At 71.0% G+C, this 19554-nt stretch carries 18 protein-coding genes and 1 pseudogene; 6 read left to right on the top strand and 13 right to left on the bottom strand.

Translation table 11 applies throughout. The features are described 5' to 3' along the window. Positions 1–170 precede the first annotated feature (170 nt). The 3 genes from ACIRL2_RS44055 to ACIRL2_RS44045 all read right to left on the bottom strand — a co-directional run bounded on the left by ACIRL2_RS44055 (position 171) and on the right by ACIRL2_RS44045 (position 2444). A complete protein-coding gene (locus ACIRL2_RS44055; protein WP_395873125.1) occupies positions 171–446 on the bottom strand; it encodes a hypothetical protein in 276 nt (91 codons plus the stop codon). Between the two features lie 566 nt (positions 447–1012). Next, positions 1013–1417 carry a DUF6193 family natural product biosynthesis protein gene (locus tag ACIRL2_RS44050; protein WP_395873124.1) on the bottom strand — a complete coding sequence of 135 codons (405 nt, stop codon included), beginning with the start codon at positions 1415–1417 and terminating at the stop codon, positions 1013–1015. A 445-nt stretch (positions 1418–1862) separates the two neighbouring features. Continuing rightward, positions 1863–2444: a transcriptional regulator gene (locus ACIRL2_RS44045; protein ID WP_402240276.1), complete on the bottom strand. Its 582-nt coding sequence runs from the start codon at positions 2442–2444 to the stop codon at positions 1863–1865. A gap of 1352 nt (positions 2445–3796) precedes the next feature. On the opposite strand from ACIRL2_RS44045, the gene ACIRL2_RS44040 reads away from it, so the two are divergent. Genes ACIRL2_RS44040 through ACIRL2_RS44030 form a run of 3 tightly spaced genes read left to right on the top strand, consistent with a single transcriptional unit; the run spans position 3797 to position 6117 of the window. Continuing rightward, a complete protein-coding gene (locus ACIRL2_RS44040) occupies positions 3797–3949 on the top strand; it encodes a hypothetical protein (RefSeq protein ID WP_402240273.1) in 153 nt (50 codons plus the stop codon). A gap of 6 nt (positions 3950–3955) precedes the next feature. Beyond that, complete coding sequence (locus tag ACIRL2_RS44035; protein WP_402240270.1) at positions 3956–5077, top strand: methyltransferase domain-containing protein; 1122 nt, start codon at positions 3956–3958, stop codon at positions 5075–5077. Further along, positions 4960–6117, top strand: coding sequence for an AraC family transcriptional regulator (locus ACIRL2_RS44030; RefSeq protein WP_402240269.1), 1158 nt, complete (start codon positions 4960–4962; stop codon positions 6115–6117). Before ACIRL2_RS44035 ends, ACIRL2_RS44030 begins: the two co-directional genes overlap by 118 nt. A 354-nt stretch (positions 6118–6471) precedes the next feature. Here ACIRL2_RS44030 and ACIRL2_RS44025 read toward each other — a convergent pair whose 3' ends face one another. From ACIRL2_RS44025 to ACIRL2_RS44010, 4 genes and pseudogenes are all read right to left on the bottom strand, one after another. Then, the gene (locus ACIRL2_RS44025) at positions 6472–7707 is read right to left on the bottom strand and encodes a hypothetical protein (protein ID WP_402240267.1); all 1236 of its coding nucleotides are present in this window, start codon (positions 7705–7707) and stop codon (positions 6472–6474) included. 388 nt (positions 7708–8095) lie between these two features. After that, positions 8096–8527 carry an NAD(P)H-dependent oxidoreductase gene (locus tag ACIRL2_RS44020; protein ID WP_402240265.1) on the bottom strand — a complete coding sequence of 144 codons (432 nt, stop codon included), beginning with the start codon at positions 8525–8527 and terminating at the stop codon, positions 8096–8098. A 62-nt stretch (positions 8528–8589) separates the two neighbouring features. Then, a pseudogene (locus ACIRL2_RS44015) lies at positions 8590–8712 on the bottom strand (hypothetical protein); the annotation flags it as partial. A 5-nt stretch (positions 8713–8717) separates the two neighbouring features. Further along, positions 8718–9338 (bottom strand): short chain dehydrogenase, encoded by a 621-nt coding sequence (locus ACIRL2_RS44010; protein ID WP_402240263.1) that lies wholly within the window; start codon positions 9336–9338, stop codon positions 8718–8720. A gap of 165 nt (positions 9339–9503) precedes the next feature. Here ACIRL2_RS44010 and ACIRL2_RS44005 point away from each other — a divergent pair, with 165 nt between their 5' ends. Beyond that, entirely contained in the window at positions 9504–10370 is an 867-nt protein-coding gene (locus ACIRL2_RS44005; protein WP_402240261.1) for a helix-turn-helix transcriptional regulator, read from the top strand. Positions 10371–10744: 374 nt separating this feature from the next. Here the strand turns inward: ACIRL2_RS44005 and ACIRL2_RS44000 are convergent, their stop codons facing one another. After that, positions 10745–11770 carry a LysR family transcriptional regulator gene (locus ACIRL2_RS44000; protein ID WP_402240260.1) on the bottom strand — a complete coding sequence of 342 codons (1026 nt, stop codon included), beginning with the start codon at positions 11768–11770 and terminating at the stop codon, positions 10745–10747. A 137-nt stretch (positions 11771–11907) separates the two neighbouring features. Here ACIRL2_RS44000 and ACIRL2_RS43995 point away from each other — a divergent pair, with 137 nt between their 5' ends. Then, entirely contained in the window at positions 11908–13467 is a 1560-nt protein-coding gene (locus ACIRL2_RS43995) for an MFS transporter (RefSeq protein WP_402240258.1), read from the top strand. A gap of 32 nt (positions 13468–13499) precedes the next feature. After that, complete coding sequence (locus tag ACIRL2_RS43990; RefSeq protein ID WP_402240256.1) at positions 13500–14012, top strand: pyridoxamine 5'-phosphate oxidase family protein; 513 nt, start codon at positions 13500–13502, stop codon at positions 14010–14012. Positions 14013–14140: 128 nt separating this feature from the next. Here ACIRL2_RS43990 and ACIRL2_RS43985 read toward each other — a convergent pair whose 3' ends face one another. The 5 genes from ACIRL2_RS43985 to ACIRL2_RS43965 all read right to left on the bottom strand — a co-directional run bounded on the left by ACIRL2_RS43985 (position 14141) and on the right by ACIRL2_RS43965 (position 19008). Further along, entirely contained in the window at positions 14141–15121 is a 981-nt protein-coding gene (locus ACIRL2_RS43985) for a hypothetical protein (RefSeq protein ID WP_402240254.1), read from the bottom strand. Next, positions 15121–15723, bottom strand: a complete 603-nt coding sequence (locus tag ACIRL2_RS43980) for an RNA polymerase sigma factor (RefSeq protein ID WP_402240252.1) — start codon at positions 15721–15723, stop codon at positions 15121–15123. The genes ACIRL2_RS43985 and ACIRL2_RS43980 overlap by 1 nt, the downstream gene beginning before the upstream one ends. A gap of 819 nt (positions 15724–16542) precedes the next feature. Continuing rightward, positions 16543–17826, bottom strand: coding sequence for an Ig-like domain-containing protein (locus tag ACIRL2_RS43975; protein WP_402240249.1), 1284 nt, complete (start codon positions 17824–17826; stop codon positions 16543–16545). A gap of 253 nt (positions 17827–18079) precedes the next feature. Then, positions 18080–18229, bottom strand: a complete 150-nt coding sequence (locus ACIRL2_RS43970) for a hypothetical protein (protein ID WP_402240247.1) — start codon at positions 18227–18229, stop codon at positions 18080–18082. Between the two features lie 647 nt (positions 18230–18876). Then, complete coding sequence (locus tag ACIRL2_RS43965; protein ID WP_395873107.1) at positions 18877–19008, bottom strand: hypothetical protein; 132 nt, start codon at positions 19006–19008, stop codon at positions 18877–18879. Between the last annotated feature and the right edge of the window lie 546 nt (positions 19009–19554).

Genomic DNA, 19554 nt, shown 5'->3' with positions numbered 1-19554 from the left:
GGGCCGGGCGTGTGGGGGCGGGATCGGCGGGGAGGCGGGCGTGGTCCGGCCCCCGCGACGCCGATCGTGACGCGGGGGCGGGACGTGGGTGTCGGTCAGCCGTTCCTCGTGACCGGTCGGTCACGAGGAACGAAACGTTGCGGACGGCGGGGACGCACCCTACGGGTCGGTCACAGCGCGGCGCGGCGGCACGCCTCGTCGGCGATGGCCGGCGGGACGCCGGAGACGGTGGTCAGGGTGAGAGAGCACAGTTGGAAGGCCAGGGGCAGTCCGGAGCCGCCCACCAGACAGGCGGCGTTGGTGTCCGTGGTGTTGTAGCCGAGGCCGGCGAGGTAGGTGACGCAGTCGGCCTGGGTGGCCTGAGCGGTGGGGGCCAGGGCGGTCAGGCCGCCCAGGGCCAGGGCCACGGCGCCGGTGGCGGCGGCGATTCGATGGGAAAGACGCATGGTCACACCCGTTCTGGGTCGTGTGCGAACAGAACCGGAAACAAGGCGGGGTCGGGGCCGGGTGGTCCCGGGCGCTCGGCCTCCGCTGCCCACGGTAGGACGCGCCCCGCCCCTCGGGCAGAGGCGCACGTACACCCGCGGGTGTACGCCCGCACCCCACGAGGATCGATGCGGAGCGTCGACGTGCGCACAGGTCACGACAGGGCCCCGAAGAGGGCGGTCGTCGGCCGTGAACCGGCCGAGCACGAACGGGCGCACGCCCCCGACCCCCAGCGCCCGACCCCCGGCATCCGGGTACGGCGGCCGGTCGTCGTCGACCGGACAGGCTGCGCACCGGCGAAGGAGCACATCACGCCCCGACCGGCACCAACACCCTCGCGCGGCCCATCGGTTCCAAGGGCGACGGGCGACACGACAGGGCAACAGCCGCTGTAGGATCTCGCGTTCCGCTTCCTACGGCGACGCCGTGTCCTGCGGGTTCTCCGGCTGTCCCACGCCACTTCACCGGGGTTGGTCTCCACCCCCGCCGCACTTCCTCGCGACGAACCGGGACGACGCCGAACACGTCACGGTCCGAGGTCGCCCGCTGTTCCGGCCACGGCTGGGCCGATGTCGGCCGGGAGGTGGTCCAGGACGAGGGCAATGGCCTCCTCGGCGGTGTCCGTCACGCCGATCACGTCCCGGGAACGGGGAACACGCACCCGGAAGCGTCCGTCGTGCAAGGGCTCGACGGGCGGAACCGCGATCGCGTACGGGTACCTCGTGCAGCTGCTCAAGCACAAGGTCGCGTGACTTGTGAACGGGTACAGCCGACGCAGCCGGGGTTCCGCGCGGGCTGCCACCACGAGGCCGAGAGTGCCGCGAGTCGTAGTCCCCCCGGTCCGCGCGGACATCCACTCCAGTGCCAGGAACAGCCGCTGCCACCGCGCCTCGACGGCGAAGGCCGGTCCGCGCTCGTGGGCGGCGGCCATGTCGGGAAGGGCCGGCCTCGGACGCTCGGACGGCCGCGCCACAGCACCCGGGGCATCTGTACTCACCGCCCCATCCTGGCACCGACCACCGGGAACCGAAACGGCCCCCGGCCCCGTACACCTGCCGAAGCGACCGCGACAGGTGCAGTGAGAACGAGGCCGCGAAGTGAGACCGGATCATCCGCACGAGGTACACGACCTGTCGAAATCGCCAAGTACCCGAGATCTCGACTCTCCGGTAAGAGATGCGGCGAGAATCCGACGGCCCCCGGAACAAGGAACGGGGATTCGTGCCCGGCGTCCCCGCCCCTCGATGCACGACGCAGCGAGAATCCGCCGGTTGCACCGCGACAGAACACTGCGAATCGCACGATCGCTTCATATATGCGATCCGTAGGGAACCGGGTCGAAGACCGTGAAGCGGACCTCGAGACCCTACAGTCGGCTATGCCGCGAATCCCACCCCGGAAGCGAACTCGAAGCCGCCCCAGTCCGAACCGAGATCGGCCAACACCTCGTCGGTCCACAACTCGTCGAGCATGCGTTCGTCCCCGGCCGCCCAGGCGCGCACGATCGTGTCCCAACGGCGGACGTTGACGCTGCGGTGCCCGGCCACGCCCGCCCGGCGGTGCGGCTCGCGCACGCCGGACTGGTCGTGCGGGTGCAGTTCCACGCGGGTCCCGCGGCCGTTGTTGTTCAGGCGACGGGTCAGCGACCGCGCCACGTTGCGCCGGCGCAGGTCGCGGTAGGCGGTCTCGATCCGGCGCAGGTTCGCCCGGTTGGGGGTCCGGTCCTCGGCGAGCCAGGCGGCCAGGGTCCGGGGGGTGACGGCGATGCCGGCGTTGTCCATCGCCTCGTAGCCGGCGGTGGAGGCGGTGAGGCAGCGCAGGCGTGCGGCGAGGCCGCGTTCGGTGTCGACGGGCGAGCTGACGCCGTCGGCGAGTTCGTCCAGGCGCTCGGCGGCCTGGGCGGACGCGCGGGCGTCGCGCATCCCGTACTTGCCGGGCTCCAGGGAGCGGTACGGCATCCGGCGTCAGGTCCTCTCGGGCGAAGCGGTGGCGGCGGGGGCGGTGGCGTGGGCCGTCAACTCTTTTGTCCTTGCTCTGGAGAATGTACGTGTCCTTGATCTTCACGTCGCCGACGCCGCGGCCCTCGGTGAACACGGTGCGCCAGTCGCCGCCGGTGAGGTGGAGTTCGTCGGTGCCCATCACCCGCACCACGGCGAGGCCGCCCCGGTGGGCCTTGAAGGCCTTGACCCACAGGTTGGAGAACGCCTGGGAGCGGATGATGTGCATCCAGTCCGGGCGGTTGATCTCCCGGTTGTAGTTCGAACCACCCATCGTGGACACCAGCTTGGCGTACATCTGCTTCACATAGTCCAACGTCACGTCGTCGCCCTCGGCGATCGCGGCGTCGCGGGCATCGCGCAACGCGGTCCGCAACCGCTCCAGGAGGTTCTCGGTCGCCACCGCCGTCCAGGACTCGTGGCCTGTGGTTCCCCGCACAGGGTGCCGTACGCGGGCGACGCGCAGCGCAGCAGCAGCCGCAGGGTCGGGTCGGTGATCCACAGCGGGCCCGGCTCGTCCCGATCGCCAAGCGGATTCGGCAGGATGTCGTGGTCCCAGGCCGGGGGTCGACGAGATAGATGCCGGCGCGGCGGCGTTTACGCCCTCGCGGTCCGTCGCAGTCGTCCACCTCCGTGCCCGCGCGGTGTTCGAGCGGGCCGATCGGCAGGTGGGCCTTCAATGCGGACAGGTAGGCGGCGTTCATGTCCAGCGCGACGATTTCGTGATCGCCCGCCGGGAGGTGCTTGTTGCGCCACTTGGGGCGGGCCTCCCACACCGCGTCCGACTCCTCCTTGCTGCACTTGCGCAACAACTCCGGCAACGGCGGATACCACGTGTGCTCGTACCGCGAACCCGCCCGGGAGAGCCTGAGGAGTTCCATCACGTCCGGGATCGCCCGGCGGGCCAACGCCTCGCTCGCAGCGGTGATGTCGCCCTCGGCCGAGGGAGTCGGCGGGGTGGGCGTCGAGGTGGCGTGGCGGCGCGGCGTGAGGCGCCGGTGGACCGGTGGGTGCTGCCCTTGGCTGCGGGCGGGTGCGGTCTGTGTGCGGAGGGGGCATCTGACGGTGCCGGGCAGCATGTCGAGACCGTCGGCGTCGATGGTGGGGCGCGCGCGGTGAAGCTGGGTGTGGTTCTCGTCAATGCCCGCCAATGGCAGGCCGATTGGGCGGTGGGCGGGTCGAGCTGACCGGGCTTGGGATGCGCCGGGATAGCCGGGTGTCGGTGGCCGGGGCTGTTGCCGCATCGGGGGGCTTGCGGGTGGTGTGGGTCGCGGTTCGGTGTGTCTTCGGCCCGGATGTGGTGTGGCGTCATCATGGTGTCTCTCTGGGTGATCGAGGAGGCGTTCATGGGACAGCACGAGAAGCCGCCGCCGGATCCGTCGCAGGGCAATCCTCCGCCGGACAACTCCGACGGGCGCGTGCCCCCTCCCCCGCCGTCGAACGGCCGGCACAAGAAGGACGAGTAGCCCGCTGTGGACCTGGTCGAGGCGCGGTCGCGATCGGCGGCCGAGATGGAACGGCGTGGCGACTGGCCTGTGCGCGCGCCGTGGATCCGGACCGCGGTGGAGGCCACGCCCCGGGACGCGTTCGCGCCCGATCGGCTGTGGCGCTGGGACGGCGCGGCGTATGTGCCGGTGGACCGGGCGGTCGACGAGGACGCGTGGGTGTCGTTGGTGTACGCCGGGCCGGACGACGCCGCGGTGACGCAGGTCGTCGACGCGGTACCCACGTCGAGCCTGTCGTGCCAGGCGGTGGTGGTGGACATGCTCGACTCCCTGCTCCTGGAACCCGGACACCGGGTCCTGGAGTTGGGCACCGGGACCGGGTGGAACGCGGCCCTGCTCGCCCGGCGCGCCGGGACGGGCAACGTCGTCAGCGTCGAGGTCGATCCCGACCTGGCCGAGGCGGCCCGCAAGGCACTCGCCGCGGCGGGGGCGGACGTACGGGTCGAGGTCCGGGACGGCGCGGCCGGCCTCCCGGCGCAGCCGGCGTGGGATCGGGTGGTCTCGACGTACGCGGTCGAGCAGGTGCCGTGGGCGTGGATCGCGCACACCCGCCCCGGAGGCCGTCTGGTCACCCCGTGGGGGCGGCTGGGGCATGTCGCGTTGACCGTCGCCGACGACGGACGCTCGGCGAGCGGGTGGGTCCAGGGGCTCGCCACGTTCATGCCCGCCCGCGGCACCCCGGCCGAACCCCGCTTCACCGACGTCCGCGGCGACACGGCGGCCGAGGACGAGCGCGGCGTGGTCCGGGACCTGGCGCCGTTGTGCGACGACGCGCACCTGCTGTTCGCGTTGCGCGTCGCGCTGCCCGAGGTACGCGTGCGTGCCGCGCGCGACGCCGACGGGGTCAACGCCTGGATCCACGACGGCGACGCCTCCTGGGCCGTGTATTCCGCATCGGCGGGCGTCGGAACCACGCTGTACCAGGGCGGAGCGCGGCGGCTGGGCGACGAGCTGGAGGCGGCCTGGGACCGGTGGATCGCCGCCGGGGCCCCGGGACTGTACGACCACGGCATGACCGTCACACCCGACACCCAGTACGTGTGGGCCCACCACCCCGACACCGGGCCCCGGTGGCCGACGACCACCTGACCGCCCACACACCCCTCGACCACCACGCCGGGCAATCCGCCGAACGGTTCCGCCCGACTCACGACGACATCGCACGCGAGTGGCGCAGCGGTATACCGAGGCCCGTCGAGACTTCTGCAAGCCTCATCGTCCCAGCCCAGAAGGCACGTTCGCTCCCGCTGGACCGTCGAGCGCACCCTGGGCCGGCTCATGCGCCCGGGGCCGGGGCCAAGGCCGTCATGCTCAGCGGCGAAGCGAGCTTCGAGCCCGACCACGGCGAGCCGGTGCGGCTGCGCCCGGGCGACGTCGCCATCGTTCGCGGATCGGACCCCTACGTGATGAGCGACGACCCGGCGACCCCGCCGCAGGTCATCGTGCACCCCGGCCGGCGGTGCGTCACGCCCGAGGGCGTCGACCTGCGCAAGCGGATGGCGCTGGGGGCGCGCACATGGGGCAGCAACCCCGACGGGTCGGTGCAGATGGTGCTCGGCGTGTACGAGGAGGTCGGCGCCGTCGGCCGGCGCCTGCTCGACGTCTTGCCGCCACTGCTGGTCGTGTCCGACGACACCTGGGACTCGACGCTCATCCGGGTGCTGACCAAAGAGGTCGCCCAACAGGGGCCGGCCCAGAGCGTCGTGCTCGACCGCCTGCTCGACCTGCTGCTCATCTCGGTGTTGCGGGCCTGGTTCGACCGGCCCGAGACCGAGGCGCCGGCCTGGTACCGGGCACACACCCACCCGGTGGCAGGCGAGGCTCTTCGCCTGTTCCACGAGGATCCGACGAACGACTGGACGCCGGCGCGGGTCGCCGCCGAGATCGGCGTGTCACGGGCACCGCTGGCCGAGTGCTTCCGCCACACCGTCGGTACGCCGCCGATGACCTACCTGACCGAATGGCGCCTGGCTTTGGCCGCCGACCTGCTGCGCCAGTCCGATGCCACGCTGAACGCCGTCGCCCGACGGGTCGGCTACGGCAGCGGGTTCGCCCTCAGCTCGGCGTTCAAGCGGGTGTACGGCATCAGCCCGCAGGAGCATCGCAGCGCCGCCGCGCCGGCGGGCTGATTGCGACGACGTCGTTGCGCGCACCCGGTGTTCCTGTTCACGTGTCGCAATCGTGCCATTCACGTGTCGCAATCGCGCCGCATGCCGCCTTCACGTTCCGACACGTGCAGGCGATTCCCGCACCGGACCGGGAACAAGAGGGCGTCTGTATGGCCGACCTTGCCGACGAGGCGGGACAGGCGCTCTGTTCCGGTGTCGTACTCCAGGACGAGGTTGAGTGGCTTGGGAGTTGCTTTCACGCCAGGCCAGGAAGGCACGCGGACAAACGCAGGCGTACATCTGCGGCTCGGGCATCTCGCGTTCGCCGAGGCGGCGTTAGACGCCGGTGTCGGGTGGGCGTCGCCGGCCGCGGCATTACATCGATCGGCTCGGCTTCTTGTCCTGAAGGCCGCGGTGCTTGATCACCAGCGGTGGGGCGGGGCTGCGGATGGGCGCGTTCGTCGGCGCCGACCTCACGCGTGCCGAGGTCTTGTGCTTGGTGTGTGGGGTGGGCTTGTGGGCGGGCGTCAGTCCCGTCGATGCCAGCCTTGCGATGTCGGTATCGCGTACCGCGGACGGCTGGGGTTGCGGGGAGCGTGCGGGCGACGCGCTTGCGAGTTCGGGCGGCAGTGTGGGTTCCTGGCCCTGGAGGTTCAGGGCCGCACGGACGTCGCGTGTGCGTGCTCGGCCGAGCCAGATCGACAAGGTTGCTCCCGGCCCGGGCTCGAAGGGGCGTACCGCCGCCTGCAGGCGGTCGTAGACGAGGCGGCTGATCGGTTCGGCGTTCGGCCCGTTCATGATCGCGTCGGTGCCCAGGACGGCGACCAACTCGTCCAGGGTGGTGGCCGCGTACTCCCCCACGACACTGACGTAGTCGGCCTTGGTCAGCCGTTCCGCGGGTTTGCCCACGCGCAGGGCGACGGCCGCGCGGACGTCGTCGCTCAGCGAGTTCGGGTAGCCCGGAATCACCCCTGCCTTGCGCCATTCCGGGTGCGCCATCGTCTTCTCGACGACGTGCAGGTACTCGTGGACACCCGTCGGCGTGGGCAGGCTCGCGCCCATCCCGAGCAGGAGAGAACCCCGGTCGGTCGCGCGGAGGTCGGCGTACGTCTCCCGTTGCTTGGCCGGCCTCTTGGAGAGGAAGGCGGCGGTGTCGACCTTGATCTCGGCCTGTGCGTATGCGAAGAACCTACGCCCGAGTTCATCGGGGTGGGTGATGTAGATCTGGGGCGAGGTCAGGGCCGACACCTGCGTCGCACCGCCCACCGCCTCCAGGGACAGCCGACTCAACGCTGTCCCGACGATTCTCTCCACTGGCGCGTCCGGGAAGTGCTGCGCCCCGAGCAGCAAGCCGTCCGCGAAGTGGCGAGCGCCTTCGACATCGGCGCTTCCCAAGTTCACGGGGACATGGGGTTCGTACTCGTACACCTCGGCCAGACCGCGCTGAGCCTGCGCCAACTCGCTGCCGAGCACGTCTTCGACCTCGAAGAGGTCTCGCGCGGCGGCCAGCCCGGGATGGCGGACCGGGAACGGATCGACCGGTACGCCGGACCGCCAGATGAGATGCCGGAGGAGACGGTCGGATCGACCGTACCCCGGCGGCGCGGACAAGCCCGTTTCCTTCGAACCCGATTCCTTCGGCTCCATCGCCGACGACTCCATCGGTGGGGCGGTCTCTGCGCGATCAGCCGGAATGGACATCGCATCGACACGCTTGCATTGCGCCGCGTCGGTTTCGTTGGCGGCGAGCAGCACGCTAGGGCATCCATCGATCCCCAGAACAGGGCTCTGGTGCACCATTTCCCGCTGCTCACAGGGCACTTGTGCACCATCGCCCGGCACACCCCATGTCCCCGCCCGGCGCTCCCGCGTCCCCTCCCGCCGTGCTCCGGCTACGTCTTCGACTCCGGCCAACGACAGGCACTGTGATGGTCGGTGTCCCGAGACTGTCGGCACTGACTGGCGCCGCTGCCGGCTGGGCCGGGCCAGGCCGGCGGCGTCAGCGGGATCGAGACGGCACGGCACCCTGCACCCGCCGCACAGCCGGCGCGGCCGAATCGGCGCGAGAGTGTCGGGCCGACACCCCTGCCGGCACCCTTCCCTTCAGCAATGCCCGGTAGCGTCCCGCGAGTTCGGCAAGGTCGCCGTCGTCCAGTACCCGCGTGCCGTGCACCACGAAGGGGTCCTCGTAGCGCATCCCGACGAGGTTCGCGGTCGCGTCGAACGGCCGCAGCAGGTCGGTCACCGGGAATCGGTTGAGCCCGCCGGGGCGGTACAGGTCCTCGCCTCCGCCGGTCGTGGTCGCGACGCGCAATGACTTGCCGTGCAGGGCCGTGCCGCCGACGCCGTACGCGAAACCGTAGGCGAGCACGTCGTCCGACCACTGCTTGAGCAGCGCGGGCGAGGAGTACCAGTGGAACGGGAACTGCAACAGATCCGGTCGTGGGCAAGCAGCAGTTCCCGCTCGTGGTCCGCGTCGACGCGCAAGTCGGGGTAGGCCGCGTACAGGTCGTGCACGGTCACGTCGGGCAGGTCGCGGATGGCGTCGGAAAGCGCGGCGTTGATGCGCGAGTTCGCGAGGTCGGGGTGGGCCAGGACGACGAGGGTGTCAGGCATGGTGGTCACAGTCCGATCGGGGTGGTGGTGGTGATAGCGGTGGTGGGGTCGATGACGAGGCCGTGGGCACCGCCCTCGACGACGGCCGTATAGGCGCGGGCGACATCGGCGGCCGGTATGCCGGGCGAAGGGTCCATACCGAGCATCGCGAGGGACTCGCTGAGCCAGCCGGGGCTGACGATGTTGAGCCTGATGCCGCGCGTCATCTCGGTCGCGGCGGCGAGCACGAACGCCTCCAGGCCGGCGTTGACCAGGTACCCGGTGCTCGATCCGGGAATCGGCTCGGCGAAGTGCCCACTGGTCAGGGTGATCGAACCCCCGTCGCGGATGCGATGGACGGCCCGCCGTACGAGATCGACCTGGCCGATCAGCTTGCCGCTCAGGCCCGTCCAGTAGTCGACGTCGTCGCCGTCGTGCAACCGGGTCAGGGCGCCGCTCGCGGCGGCGCACACCACGGCGTCGAAGGCGCCGACTTCGTCGAACATCGCGTCCAGCGAGGCTCGGTCGGTCAGGTCGGCGCGTACCGGCCCGCGCCGACCGACCCGGACCACGTCGTGTCGCGTTTCGAGTCCGGCGGCGATGGCGCTGCCGAGGGTGCCGCCGGCACCGATCACGATCACTCTCATGTGCTCTGAACCCCTTGCCCGTCGTTCGTGGCGGTCGTTGTTGCGTCGGAGACCAGACTGCGTGCGGATCGGCGGGGCAGCCGGCCCCGTGTCGGGGGTACCTCCCCGGTGCCTACACCTGGCAGGTGCAGGCACGGCCGCCGCGTCACGGGCACAATCGAGGGCATGGACACGCATGTGGAGCTGGGTGAATTCCTGCGTTCGCGAAGGGCCGTGCTCTCCCCCGAGGAGGCCGGACTGCCGACGTTCGGCGGGCGCCGACGCGTCCCGGGCCTGCGCCGCGAGGAATTGGCCCAGCTCGCCGGCGTCAGCGCCGGGTACTACACGCGCCTGGAGCAGGGCCAGAGCCCGAACGCGTCGGACGCCGTCCTCGACGCGATCGCACGCGTGCTGCGCCTGGACGACGTCGAGCGCTCGCACCTGTACACGCTGGCCCGGCCGGCCGCCAAGCCGCGCCGGCGTGCGGCCAGGCCCGAACAGGTGCGGCCCACGGTCGGCGTCATGATCGACGCGTTCGCGCAGGTACCGGCCCTGGTGATGGGTCGCTTCCTGGACGTACTCGCGTGGAACCCGATGGCACACGCGTTGATCGCCGGACACGTGGACTTCACCGCGCCGACCCGGCCGGCGGATCGCCCCAACATCGCCAGATTGCTCTTCCTGGACCCGCACGCTCGGGAGCTGTACGGGGACTGGACCCGCAAGGCGCGCTCGACCGTCGCCGACCTGCGACTCATCTCGGGCCGCTATCCCGGGGACCCGAGGTTGGCCGCACTCGTGGGCGAACTCACGCTTTCCAGCTCGGAGTTCGCGAAGTTGTGGGCCGCCCACACGGTCGGGGACTGTGGCACGAACACGCGCGACTACCATCACCCGGTCGTGGGCACGATGCAGCTCACCATCGAGTTCATGGCCCTGCCCGACGAGGGTCAGCGCGTCGCCGTCTTCACGGCCGCGCCGGATTCGCCCTCGGCGGCGGCCCTGTCGCTGTTGACCGACATCGTCGCGGACACCGCGTCGGGCAGGGCCTGACGGCGTCGTTCACGTCCCGCGACCCTCGCGGGGAACAGCGCGGGTCGCGCCGCGGGATGGGTGCGGCGGCCGGGACGGGTGGTGGGCCGAAACCACACCCATGAGGGAAATCAGGATCGTTTGACGGAGTGGAACATCCAGTGGTCCGCCTCGTCGTCCGCTGACGAGGCGTCGTCGACACCCATCGCCATTGCCGCTGCCCATGATGTGCGCTGCGAACGGTGTGCACGGCCGCCGGCCGCGTGCGCGGTCTCGTGTCCACGGCCGGCCATGTGCGCGGTCTCGCGTACCCAGCTCGCGTACCCATTCTCGCGGGCCCGCGCAGCGCCGGGCCACCGGCTCGACCCGCAGCTTCGCGCGTGCCGATGCCTCCGTCACACGTTCGCCGGCGTCGTCGGCGCCGGCCGGCCGCCCCCGGACGCCCGGGCACGCGTGCCCGCGCCCGGCCCCGTGCTCGTCGCGCCCCTGCCCGCGCTCCCGGTCGTACCGCCGCCCGACGCCGGTGCTCCGGCTCCCTCGCGTGCCGCGTTCCGGATCGCCTGCGCGAAGACGCGCATCGCCTCCGTGTTCTCCTCGCTGCGCCAGACCAGGCCGTAGTCGACCGGCTCGGCGTCCAGGAACGGCACATACGTGACCCCGGGTCGCGCGAAGTACGCGGAGGCGTGTGCGGGCGACAGTAGAGCCCCGCGTCCGGCCGCCACCATCATCAGCGCTTCCTGCATGTTGGTGACCGAAGGACCGCGCCCGATCGCCCGACCACCGGGTGTGTGCGTCGGCGCGTGGAACTCGCGCACATGGTCCGGGAGTTCGCCGGCGATGGTGAGCAGCGGCAGGTCGGCCAGGTCCTCGAAGACGACTGCGGCGTGGGCCGCGAGCGGGTGATCGCTCGCGATCGCCAGCGTGCGTCCTTCGCGGAGCAGGGTGGGACCGTGGGCGAGGTCGGTCTCGCGTACCGGCAGTTCCGCGACCTGTACGTCGAACTCCCCGTTGCGCAGCTGCCCGTACGGATCGGCGAGCGGCACTTCGCAGATCTCCACCGCCAGTTCGGGGTGTGCGCTCCGGAGCATCTCGGCGGCGCGGAGCACGATCTCGCCGGTGAGCGGCGTGGAGAATCCGACGTGCAGCACCGCGTCGATGCCGCGCGCGGTGCTCCGGGCCCGTTCGACGGCAGCTGCCAGCGCGAGGTGGAGTGGGGCCACGTCGTCGCGCAGTTGGCGTCCGATCGCGGTCAGCCTGACCCGGCGGCTCGTGCGCACGAACAGCGGAGCCCCGACGTGCCGTTCCAGACGGTTCACGAGCTGGCTGACGCGTGAGCGCGACAGGCGCATGCGGTCCGCCGTCCGGCCGAAGTGGAGTTCTTCGGCCAGGATCAGAAAGGTCTCCAGTTCATCGCGTTCCATGGGGCCCTCACGACGGTCGATCGGATCATGCAGTCGGACTGCATGAACGGTGAGATCTTCGCCGTTGTTCCGCCCCGGCGTCCGGAACGAAGGTGGTGACATCCCGATCACCCCCTCGCCCCGGAGGCGTTTCCGATATGTCCCCAGAAACTTCCGACACAAATAGCACAAGCAGCGCAAGCAGCACAGGTACGCGCGACGCCACGGACGGTGCAGGCGGCCTCGGCGCGCGCAGCTGGGGCGTACTGCTCGTCCTGTGCGGCGCGATCTTCCTCGAGGGCATCGATGTGGCCATGCTCAATGTCGCCCTGCCGTCGATCCGCGCCGACCTGGGCATGTCCACCGGCGAGTTGCAGTGGGTGATGAGTGCCTACGTCCTCGGCTACGGCGGCTTCATGCTCCTCGGCGGGCGGGCGGCCGACCTCTTCGGACGGCGGCAGATGTTCGTCTTCTGGCTCGTCGTCTTCCTGCTCTTCTCCGGCCTCGGCGGCTTCGCCACGCAGGGCTGGATGCTGATCGTCGCCCGTTTCGTGACCGGTGTCGCCGCCGCGTTCATGACCCCGGCGGGTCTGTCCATCATCACCACGAGCTTCGCGGAGGGCCCGCAGCGCAACCGCGCCCTGCTCATCTACTCGGGAACCGCCGCCGGCGGGTTCTCGATCGGCCTCGTCGCGGGCGGCCTGCTGACCTCGGCGGGCTGGCGCTGGGTGTTCTTCGCTCCGGTAGTCCTGTCCGCGCTCATTTTGGTCGCGGCGCTCGCGGTGGTCCCGAAGTCGCCGCGTCCGGAGCGCACGGGCGAGGGCTTCGACATCCTCGGCGGCCTGACCGTCACCGGCGCCATCGTGCTCATCGTCCTCGGGGTCGAACGCGCGGCCCACGCCACCCTCGTCCAGACACTCGCCACCGTCGGCGGCGGTCTGCTGCTCATGGCGGCCTTCGTCGTCATCGAACGCCGTTCGGCCGCGCCTCTGGTACGCCTGGGCATCCTGCGCAACGGCGCACTGCTCCGCGCCAACCTGTCCGGGCTGCTGTTCGCGGGCGGCTTCTTCGGTTTCCAGTTCATCGTCGTGCTGTACCTGCAGGAGTTGCGCGGCTGGTCGACGCTGGAGACCAGCTTCGCGATGATCGTCATCGGCATCGACGCCATCCTGTCGCCGCTCCTCACCCCCAAGCTGGTCGAGCGCTTCGGCAACGCCCGGGTGATCTTCGGCGGGCTGGTGCTCGCGTCCGCGGCGTACGCGCTGTTCCTGCCGGTCGGCTCCGACTGGACGTACCTCGCGATGCTGCCGAGCCTCGTACTCCTCGGCCTGGCCTTCGCCCTGTCGTACGGACCGCTCACCATCGCCGCCACGGAAGGCGTCGACGAGGAGGAGCAGGGTCTCGCCGGCGGGCTGCTCTACACCTCGTTCCAGTTCGGCTCGGCACTGGGGCTGTCCGCCGTGACCGCCGTCAACATCGCGGCCACGGACGCCGGTTCGGCCTCCGGTCAGCTCGACGGCTACCGTGCCGCGCTCGTCGTCCCGTTCGCGGCGGCCGCCATCGCCGCGGTGATCGGGGCGTTCGGGCTGCGCTCGGGGTCGACGGCGGTCGGCGGGAGTGGCGACGACGACACCGATGCGCCCGGCGCGGTGACCCGGATCCCTACTCCGACCTCGACACGGACCAAGAACAACACCGACGTACCCGTCGCGCGCTGAGCAGCACCGACCCACAACCTCAGGAGCCCACCATGGCCACCAAAGTCAGCGACTTCGCCGACATCCAGGACACGTTCTTCTCCTACATCCGCGAGATCAAGTACGCCACGATGATCACCGTCGACAAGCGACACCGCCCGCGGGCACGCATCCTCTTCCCCGTCTGGGAGGTCGTCGACGGCGCCCCGAGAGGCTGGCTCGCGGTCTACAAGACCCCGGTGAAGGCCGCCCACCTGGCCGACAACCCGCACACCACCTACTCGTACTGGAGCCCCCGCCAGAACGCCGTCTTCGTCGACAGCGTCTCCACCTGGGCCGAGGACCGCGAAACCCGAGAGTACGCCTGGAACCTGTACGTCAAGGGCAGCCCGCCCGGCGTCGGCTACGACCCCGCCCGCTACTGGCAGGCCGGGCCCGCCGACCCCGACTACCACGTGCTCCGCATCGACCCCTGGCGCATCCAACTCGTCCGCGGCACCGACCTCCGCAACACCCTGTGGCAGCCCCTCCGCACACCCGCCGAATCGGGGGCCTCCCCACACTGAACAGACTCGCCCAACCGTGCCCTGGTCGACCCCGCCCGCATGAGTGGGGCCGACCAGGGCGCATGGCGGCAAAAGCCTGCCTTCTCCGGTCGGCATCCGCCGGTCGGAATCAGGTCGGCCGGATGCGCTCATCGGGCGCCGGCGGTCCAGGGCAGGGCCGGGCGGCACGTGGCGGGATCGGGTTCGGCGCGGCCTTGGTAGTCGAGCAACCGGCCGTCGGGGGTGCGGACACATTCCGCCGATCCCGGCTTCGGGACGTCTCGAGCGGAGTCCCAGATCAGCTTGCCGGCGTCGTCGTAGCCGCGGATCCGGGGATACTGGCCGGCCGGAAACGCCTCGGCGGCGTCGCGCGTGTACCCGACGGTCTCCGCCGCGTACCAGACGCCGCCCGCCATGATCGCCTGGTGCTCGCCGGTGCCCCGGTCCATGGTGATCCGCGCCACGGGGGCGTTGTACCGGCCCGCGGAGTAATCGGTCCAGCTCGAACCGGACTTGGTGCCGCCACTGTGGTCCACCTGGACGGTCCCGGTGAGCAGTTCGAAATCACTCCGAATCCGGAGTGCCGTGGGCAGGTTCGAGCCCGAACACTGCAACGCGTTGTGTCCGGCCGGGTCGACCGCGATCGCATAGATGTTTCCGGGGTCGGCCAGCCGCGGGCTGCGCACCGCGAAGTAGGCCCGGTACCCGCTCGCGGCCGCAGGGTCGAGCCGGTCGGCGGCGCATGCGGCGACGAATCGGGCGGCGGTGTCGTCGGACACCGCGACCTCCGCCGGTACCGGCACCTGCTTGAGCGGCAGCGGGCGGTCCCCGGCGGAGGGCGCGGGGGTGGGCACAGACCCCGAGTCGGCCGGCCCCGGGACCCGGATGGCCCCGTCGTCGTCGCCGGAGATCCCGAGCAGGACCCCGGTGAGCAGGCCCGCCACTGCCGCCGCCGCAGCCAATGGGAGCAGCACCCGGCGTGGCGGTGTCAGTCGGCCCAGGGTCCGCCGGCGGATGGTGGGCAGTGCCGGTGCCGGGGAGCCCGCGTGGGGCAGGAGGGCGAGCAACTCGGTTCGGCGGGCGGCGCTGTGCGGCAGGTCGCGCTCGGGCGGGATCGGGTTCGAGGGCATCACGAGGTCTCCTCGGCGATGACGCGGCGGTCGGGGGAGGACGGTGCGTATTCGCGCAGGTCGTCGCCGAGTCGGCGGCGCGCGCGGTGCAGGCGCGATTTGACGGTGCCCACGGCCACGCCCAGCGCGGTGGCGGCGGCCTGTTGGTCCAGTCCGCTCCATACGCACAGTTCGATCACCTCGCGTTCGTGCGCGGGCAGGCGGCCGACGGAGGTGCGCAGCGCGACCAGGGCGCGTTGCTCGTCGATGCGATCGGCGACGTCCTGGGCGTGGTCGGGGACCGGGGAGGGGGTGGGCAGGCGTTCCTTGAGCGCCTGGTAGCGCCGACGGGCCCGGCCGCCGTTGGCGGCGGTGTTGCGAGCGATGCCCAGCAGCCACGGCAGTGCGCTGTCCCGGTCCAGGGTGACGGCGCTTCGATGGCGCCAGGCGTCCAGGAAGACCGCCGAGGTCAGGTCCTCGGCCTCGGCCCAGGAGGCGGTGCGGCGGGACAGGAAGTTGTAGACCGCGCGGGAGTGCCGGTCGAAGATGGTCCCGAACGCCTCGGGTTCACCTGCGCACGCCCTCTCCCACAACTCGCGGTCGGATATCGGGGTGATGGTCACACCCTGTCTTGTCCGGCGGGCCACTGCGGGTTCCCGGCGGCCGGTGCTCACCGCTTCTCCCGTCGCTTTCGGCGGACCGGGAGACATCGAGGCGTTCCCGGACCCGTTGCGTGCCCGGCGGGCCGCGACGATGAACCATTTGCGGGAGGCGCAGTCTTGGGCGACTCCGGATTCTTGATCCTGACACGCACGGGCGGTGGGATTCGGTCTCCGCGGCTACGACAACGATCAGGTCACCGGGGACCGGGCGCCGGCGGCGATGCTGCGCGCCGGGCGGCGGCCCCGTCTACATCCCTACGGACCGAGAGGGCGGGGAGGGGCGGCTCCGTCCTCGACGGCATGCACTGCGGCGGACAGGCGGTGTTGTTCCTGGTCGACAACACCCCCACGCCCACCGCGAAGATGGAGGACGACCTCGACCGGATCGCGCCCGAACCAGCTTCCATCCCTTGCCCCCCGGACGCGGCGACCACCGACGGATCACCGGACCGGGAACGGGAATGCCCCGCGTCGAGGCGCGACTGATTCCGAGTCCTCGCCGAACGTCGACGAACCAGCGACGGACGGTCGCCGGCGGGACCGCGTTTCGCCTCCGATCCGGACGATGCAGATCTCTCGCACGAGGCGATCCACCTCTCGCTCTACGACCCGTGCCGCCCTACATCTATCGATCGCACGCTCACGCGGAACCCGCGGACCGCACGGCCCGTGCGCCGGCCGGCTTCGTCGTTCGTCGGCGCCGCCGCGTTCCGGGTCGACGGCGCCATCGCGGGCGCCGACGTCACCCCGATGTGGCGCCCGTGTGCCGGCCGGGCGTGGTCAGGCCTTGATCCACTGGGCCCAGGTCAGCGTCCAGCCGCTCCAGCCGTTGTCCGCGTCGATCACCTTCTCCGGCGAGTTGATCACCTCGACCACGTCGCCGACCAGCGAGTTCGCGTAGAACCAGGCGCCCGGTTTGGTGGCGTCGCCGCCACCGACGACATCCTCCAGGCCGACACAGCCGTGGCTGGTGTTCAGCCGGCCGAACGGGGGGTTCGCCTTGTCCTTGAACCAGTGGTTGCCGTGCACGTAGGTGCCGCTCGTGCTCAGCCGCATGCTGTGCGGGACGTCGGGGATGTCGTACGAATCGGGGCCCAGGCCCACGCTCTGCCCGTACATCCGGATCGTGCCCTCCTTGGCCATGATCAGCATCCTGCCGTTGTAGGTGGTGAATTCGTCGCTGCCCAGGCTGGCCGGCAGCTTCTTGAGCAACGCGCCGTCGCGGGTGACGGTGAGGGTGTGGGCCTTGCTGTCCGCGACGCTGGTCTGCGCCCGGCCGATGGTGAAGGTGACGGTCTTCTTCTGCTTGCCGTAGACACCCGGGGAGGTCTGCTTGCCGTCCAGGTCCAGATGGAGGGTGACCTTGGTGCCGGGCTGCCAGTACTTCTCCGGGCGGAAGTCCAGTCGCGTGTCCTTGAACCAGTGGCCCTTGACCTCGACCGCGGGCTCCGAGGTGACCGTCACCGACCGGTTCACCAGTGCCTTGTCGGTGACCGCGGTACCGAAGGTCAGCGACACGATCATGCCGACGCCGTAGGTTTCGTTCGCATCGATGTTGAAGTAGCCGTAGTTGGTGTTCGCCGGGGTGAGCGTGGTGAACGAGGACTGCATCGCCGACACCAGCCCGGCTGCGTCCGTGGCGGTCGCGGACACCGCGTACTTCATCCCGGTCTGCAGCGCCGCCGCCGGTGCCCAACTGGCCCCGTCCGGTGCGATGGTGCCCTCGACGGTCTTGCCCTCGGAGGTCTTCACGGCGACCTCCGTCAGCTTCCCGGCGGTCGCGGTGACCTTGAGAGCCCCTTCGGTGGCCACTCCCGTCGCACCGTCCTGCGGGGTGATCGCGACCACCGCCTTGGACATCTTCGGCGCGTCGCCACCGGGGTCCTTGGCCTGGGCGGCGGGCTTGCCGTCGCCGGGGCCCTTGCCACCCCTGTCGTCCTTCGAGTCGCCTCCGCTGCACGCACCTGCGCCCAGCAGGGCGACGCACAGCGCCAGCGCCGGCAGCACCCGGCGGGCACGCCGCACGGGAGACCTCCTCGGGCTCTCTCGGGTGGTGTTCGGCATGCGCTCTCCTCGGTTGTGGTTCCCGAGGAGATGACGATCTCGGCCACCGAACACGTCACGAGCCCCCGGCATGACATGTGTCACGGATCGCATCGGAACCGGCACGCCCGAACGACCGTCTCGGTAAAAGCGATTCGGCGCCCGGGCCACTCCGGCAGATGACGCGCCTGAAGAATCCCGTACTGGTCGAGGATCCCGACAGCGGCGGCACCCGGCGGATCCACCCGGTGGTGCGCGACTGGCTGCTCGACGCTCACACGGCCAGGATGGCGAACTGCCGCCCACCCTCCGGATCCTGCCCGCCCTGCACCGCGCCGCCGCCGAGTACCACGGGGTCCCGGCCGAGGGCGGCTTCTCCCCTCGGACCACCCAGCACCGCTTCGCCCTCGGTGACGATCGCCACGTGGCCACCTGGAGCCGGCACCTCGCCCACGCCCTGACAACCGAGCCACCCGACACCGCCCGAACTCGCCACACATCGCTGTCATCGCGACTCCCCCGCCCCCGCCGTACACGGGCTCGGGCCGTACGACGCACCCGACGGCCGCTGCCTCACCCGGCTCTGTTCACCCGGGCGGACCACGCCGATCGAAGAGCAAGGTGGAAGAACCCCGCCCATCCCGCGGTGGCGTTCCGCCGGCGCACCCGGGCCTCGACACCATCGTCCCTCACAGCGAACGCACCGAAGCAGCCCGCCAGAAGGCCTTCGCCGGCGAATACCGCGACGCCGCACGAACAACCTTGTTCGGGGAACTCCGACAGGCACGCCCACGACAGCGGCCTCGTCCGCTCCGCCCCCGAACAAGCCCTGCGCCTACACCAGACCACCGGCGGCCGGTTGGACCGAGGCAGCACGCCGGACGTGCTCGCCGAAACCGCACGGAACGGGGCCGTCTCGGCGAGGCGCGCCGCCTGGGCAACGAAGCCCTCAGGCCCCCACCCTGTTCCGAACCCGCCACCGAGCACGACGGCGAGAAGGGGAACTACGGAGTCCACGTGGAGACGCCGGCGGGAAGCAGGACCGGCTTCGTCCCTCCGCCGCGCGAATCATCAACGCAGGACGCCGGCCCAGTGGTCCAGGACCGAGGGAAGCTCCTTGGCGTCCACCCATGCCCGGAACAGTTGGTCGCCCCGCTGTTTCGGAGCTCCGGTGTGCACGGAGACGATCACACGGTCGTGCATGAGCGCATCCTCTCTGCACCTGTGGTCCTCCGTCCACACGGACACGTACCCCTGGCGGTACATCAGCGGTCCGATCTCGTGCATCTCCCCGACCCCGGAGCCTCCATTTACGTCCATGTAAGGGACTCTATGCCCCGGGCGCGACCCTCTCCCCCGGATCGTCGCCGCGGGCGTCCCGAGGATCCGGAAACCTGGTACGAGATCGATCGTCCACCGTCCCTGGCACGCGGGCACACACCCGCAGGACTCGCTGCACAATGCCGATCGGCGCGAGTAGGCCGACAGTTGCGGCCACAGCCGCTTCGCAATCAGAGCCCACGCCCTGCGACCCGCATGCGCCGATGTCCAGTCCGGTGTGCGGGCCCCGATGAGCGGCGCGAGGGTCTGCGGCACGTCCTACACGCGGCATCCGAGGAGGCCCGCGAGATCGGCCTCATCGGCCGTGGGGGGGGCGGGGACCGACCGGCCGGACCGCGACCCCGCCCCGGCGAGATCCGCCAGGAATAACACAAAACACCCCCCCCCCGCCGCCGGGGCCGCGACCGG

The sequence above is a fragment of the Embleya sp. NPDC127516 genome (genome assembly GCF_044765325.1).
Lineage (GTDB): Bacteria > Actinomycetota > Actinomycetes > Streptomycetales > Streptomycetaceae > Embleya.
Note: the sequence above shows the minus strand (reverse complement) of the source record. Positions and strands in the feature narration are given on the sequence as shown.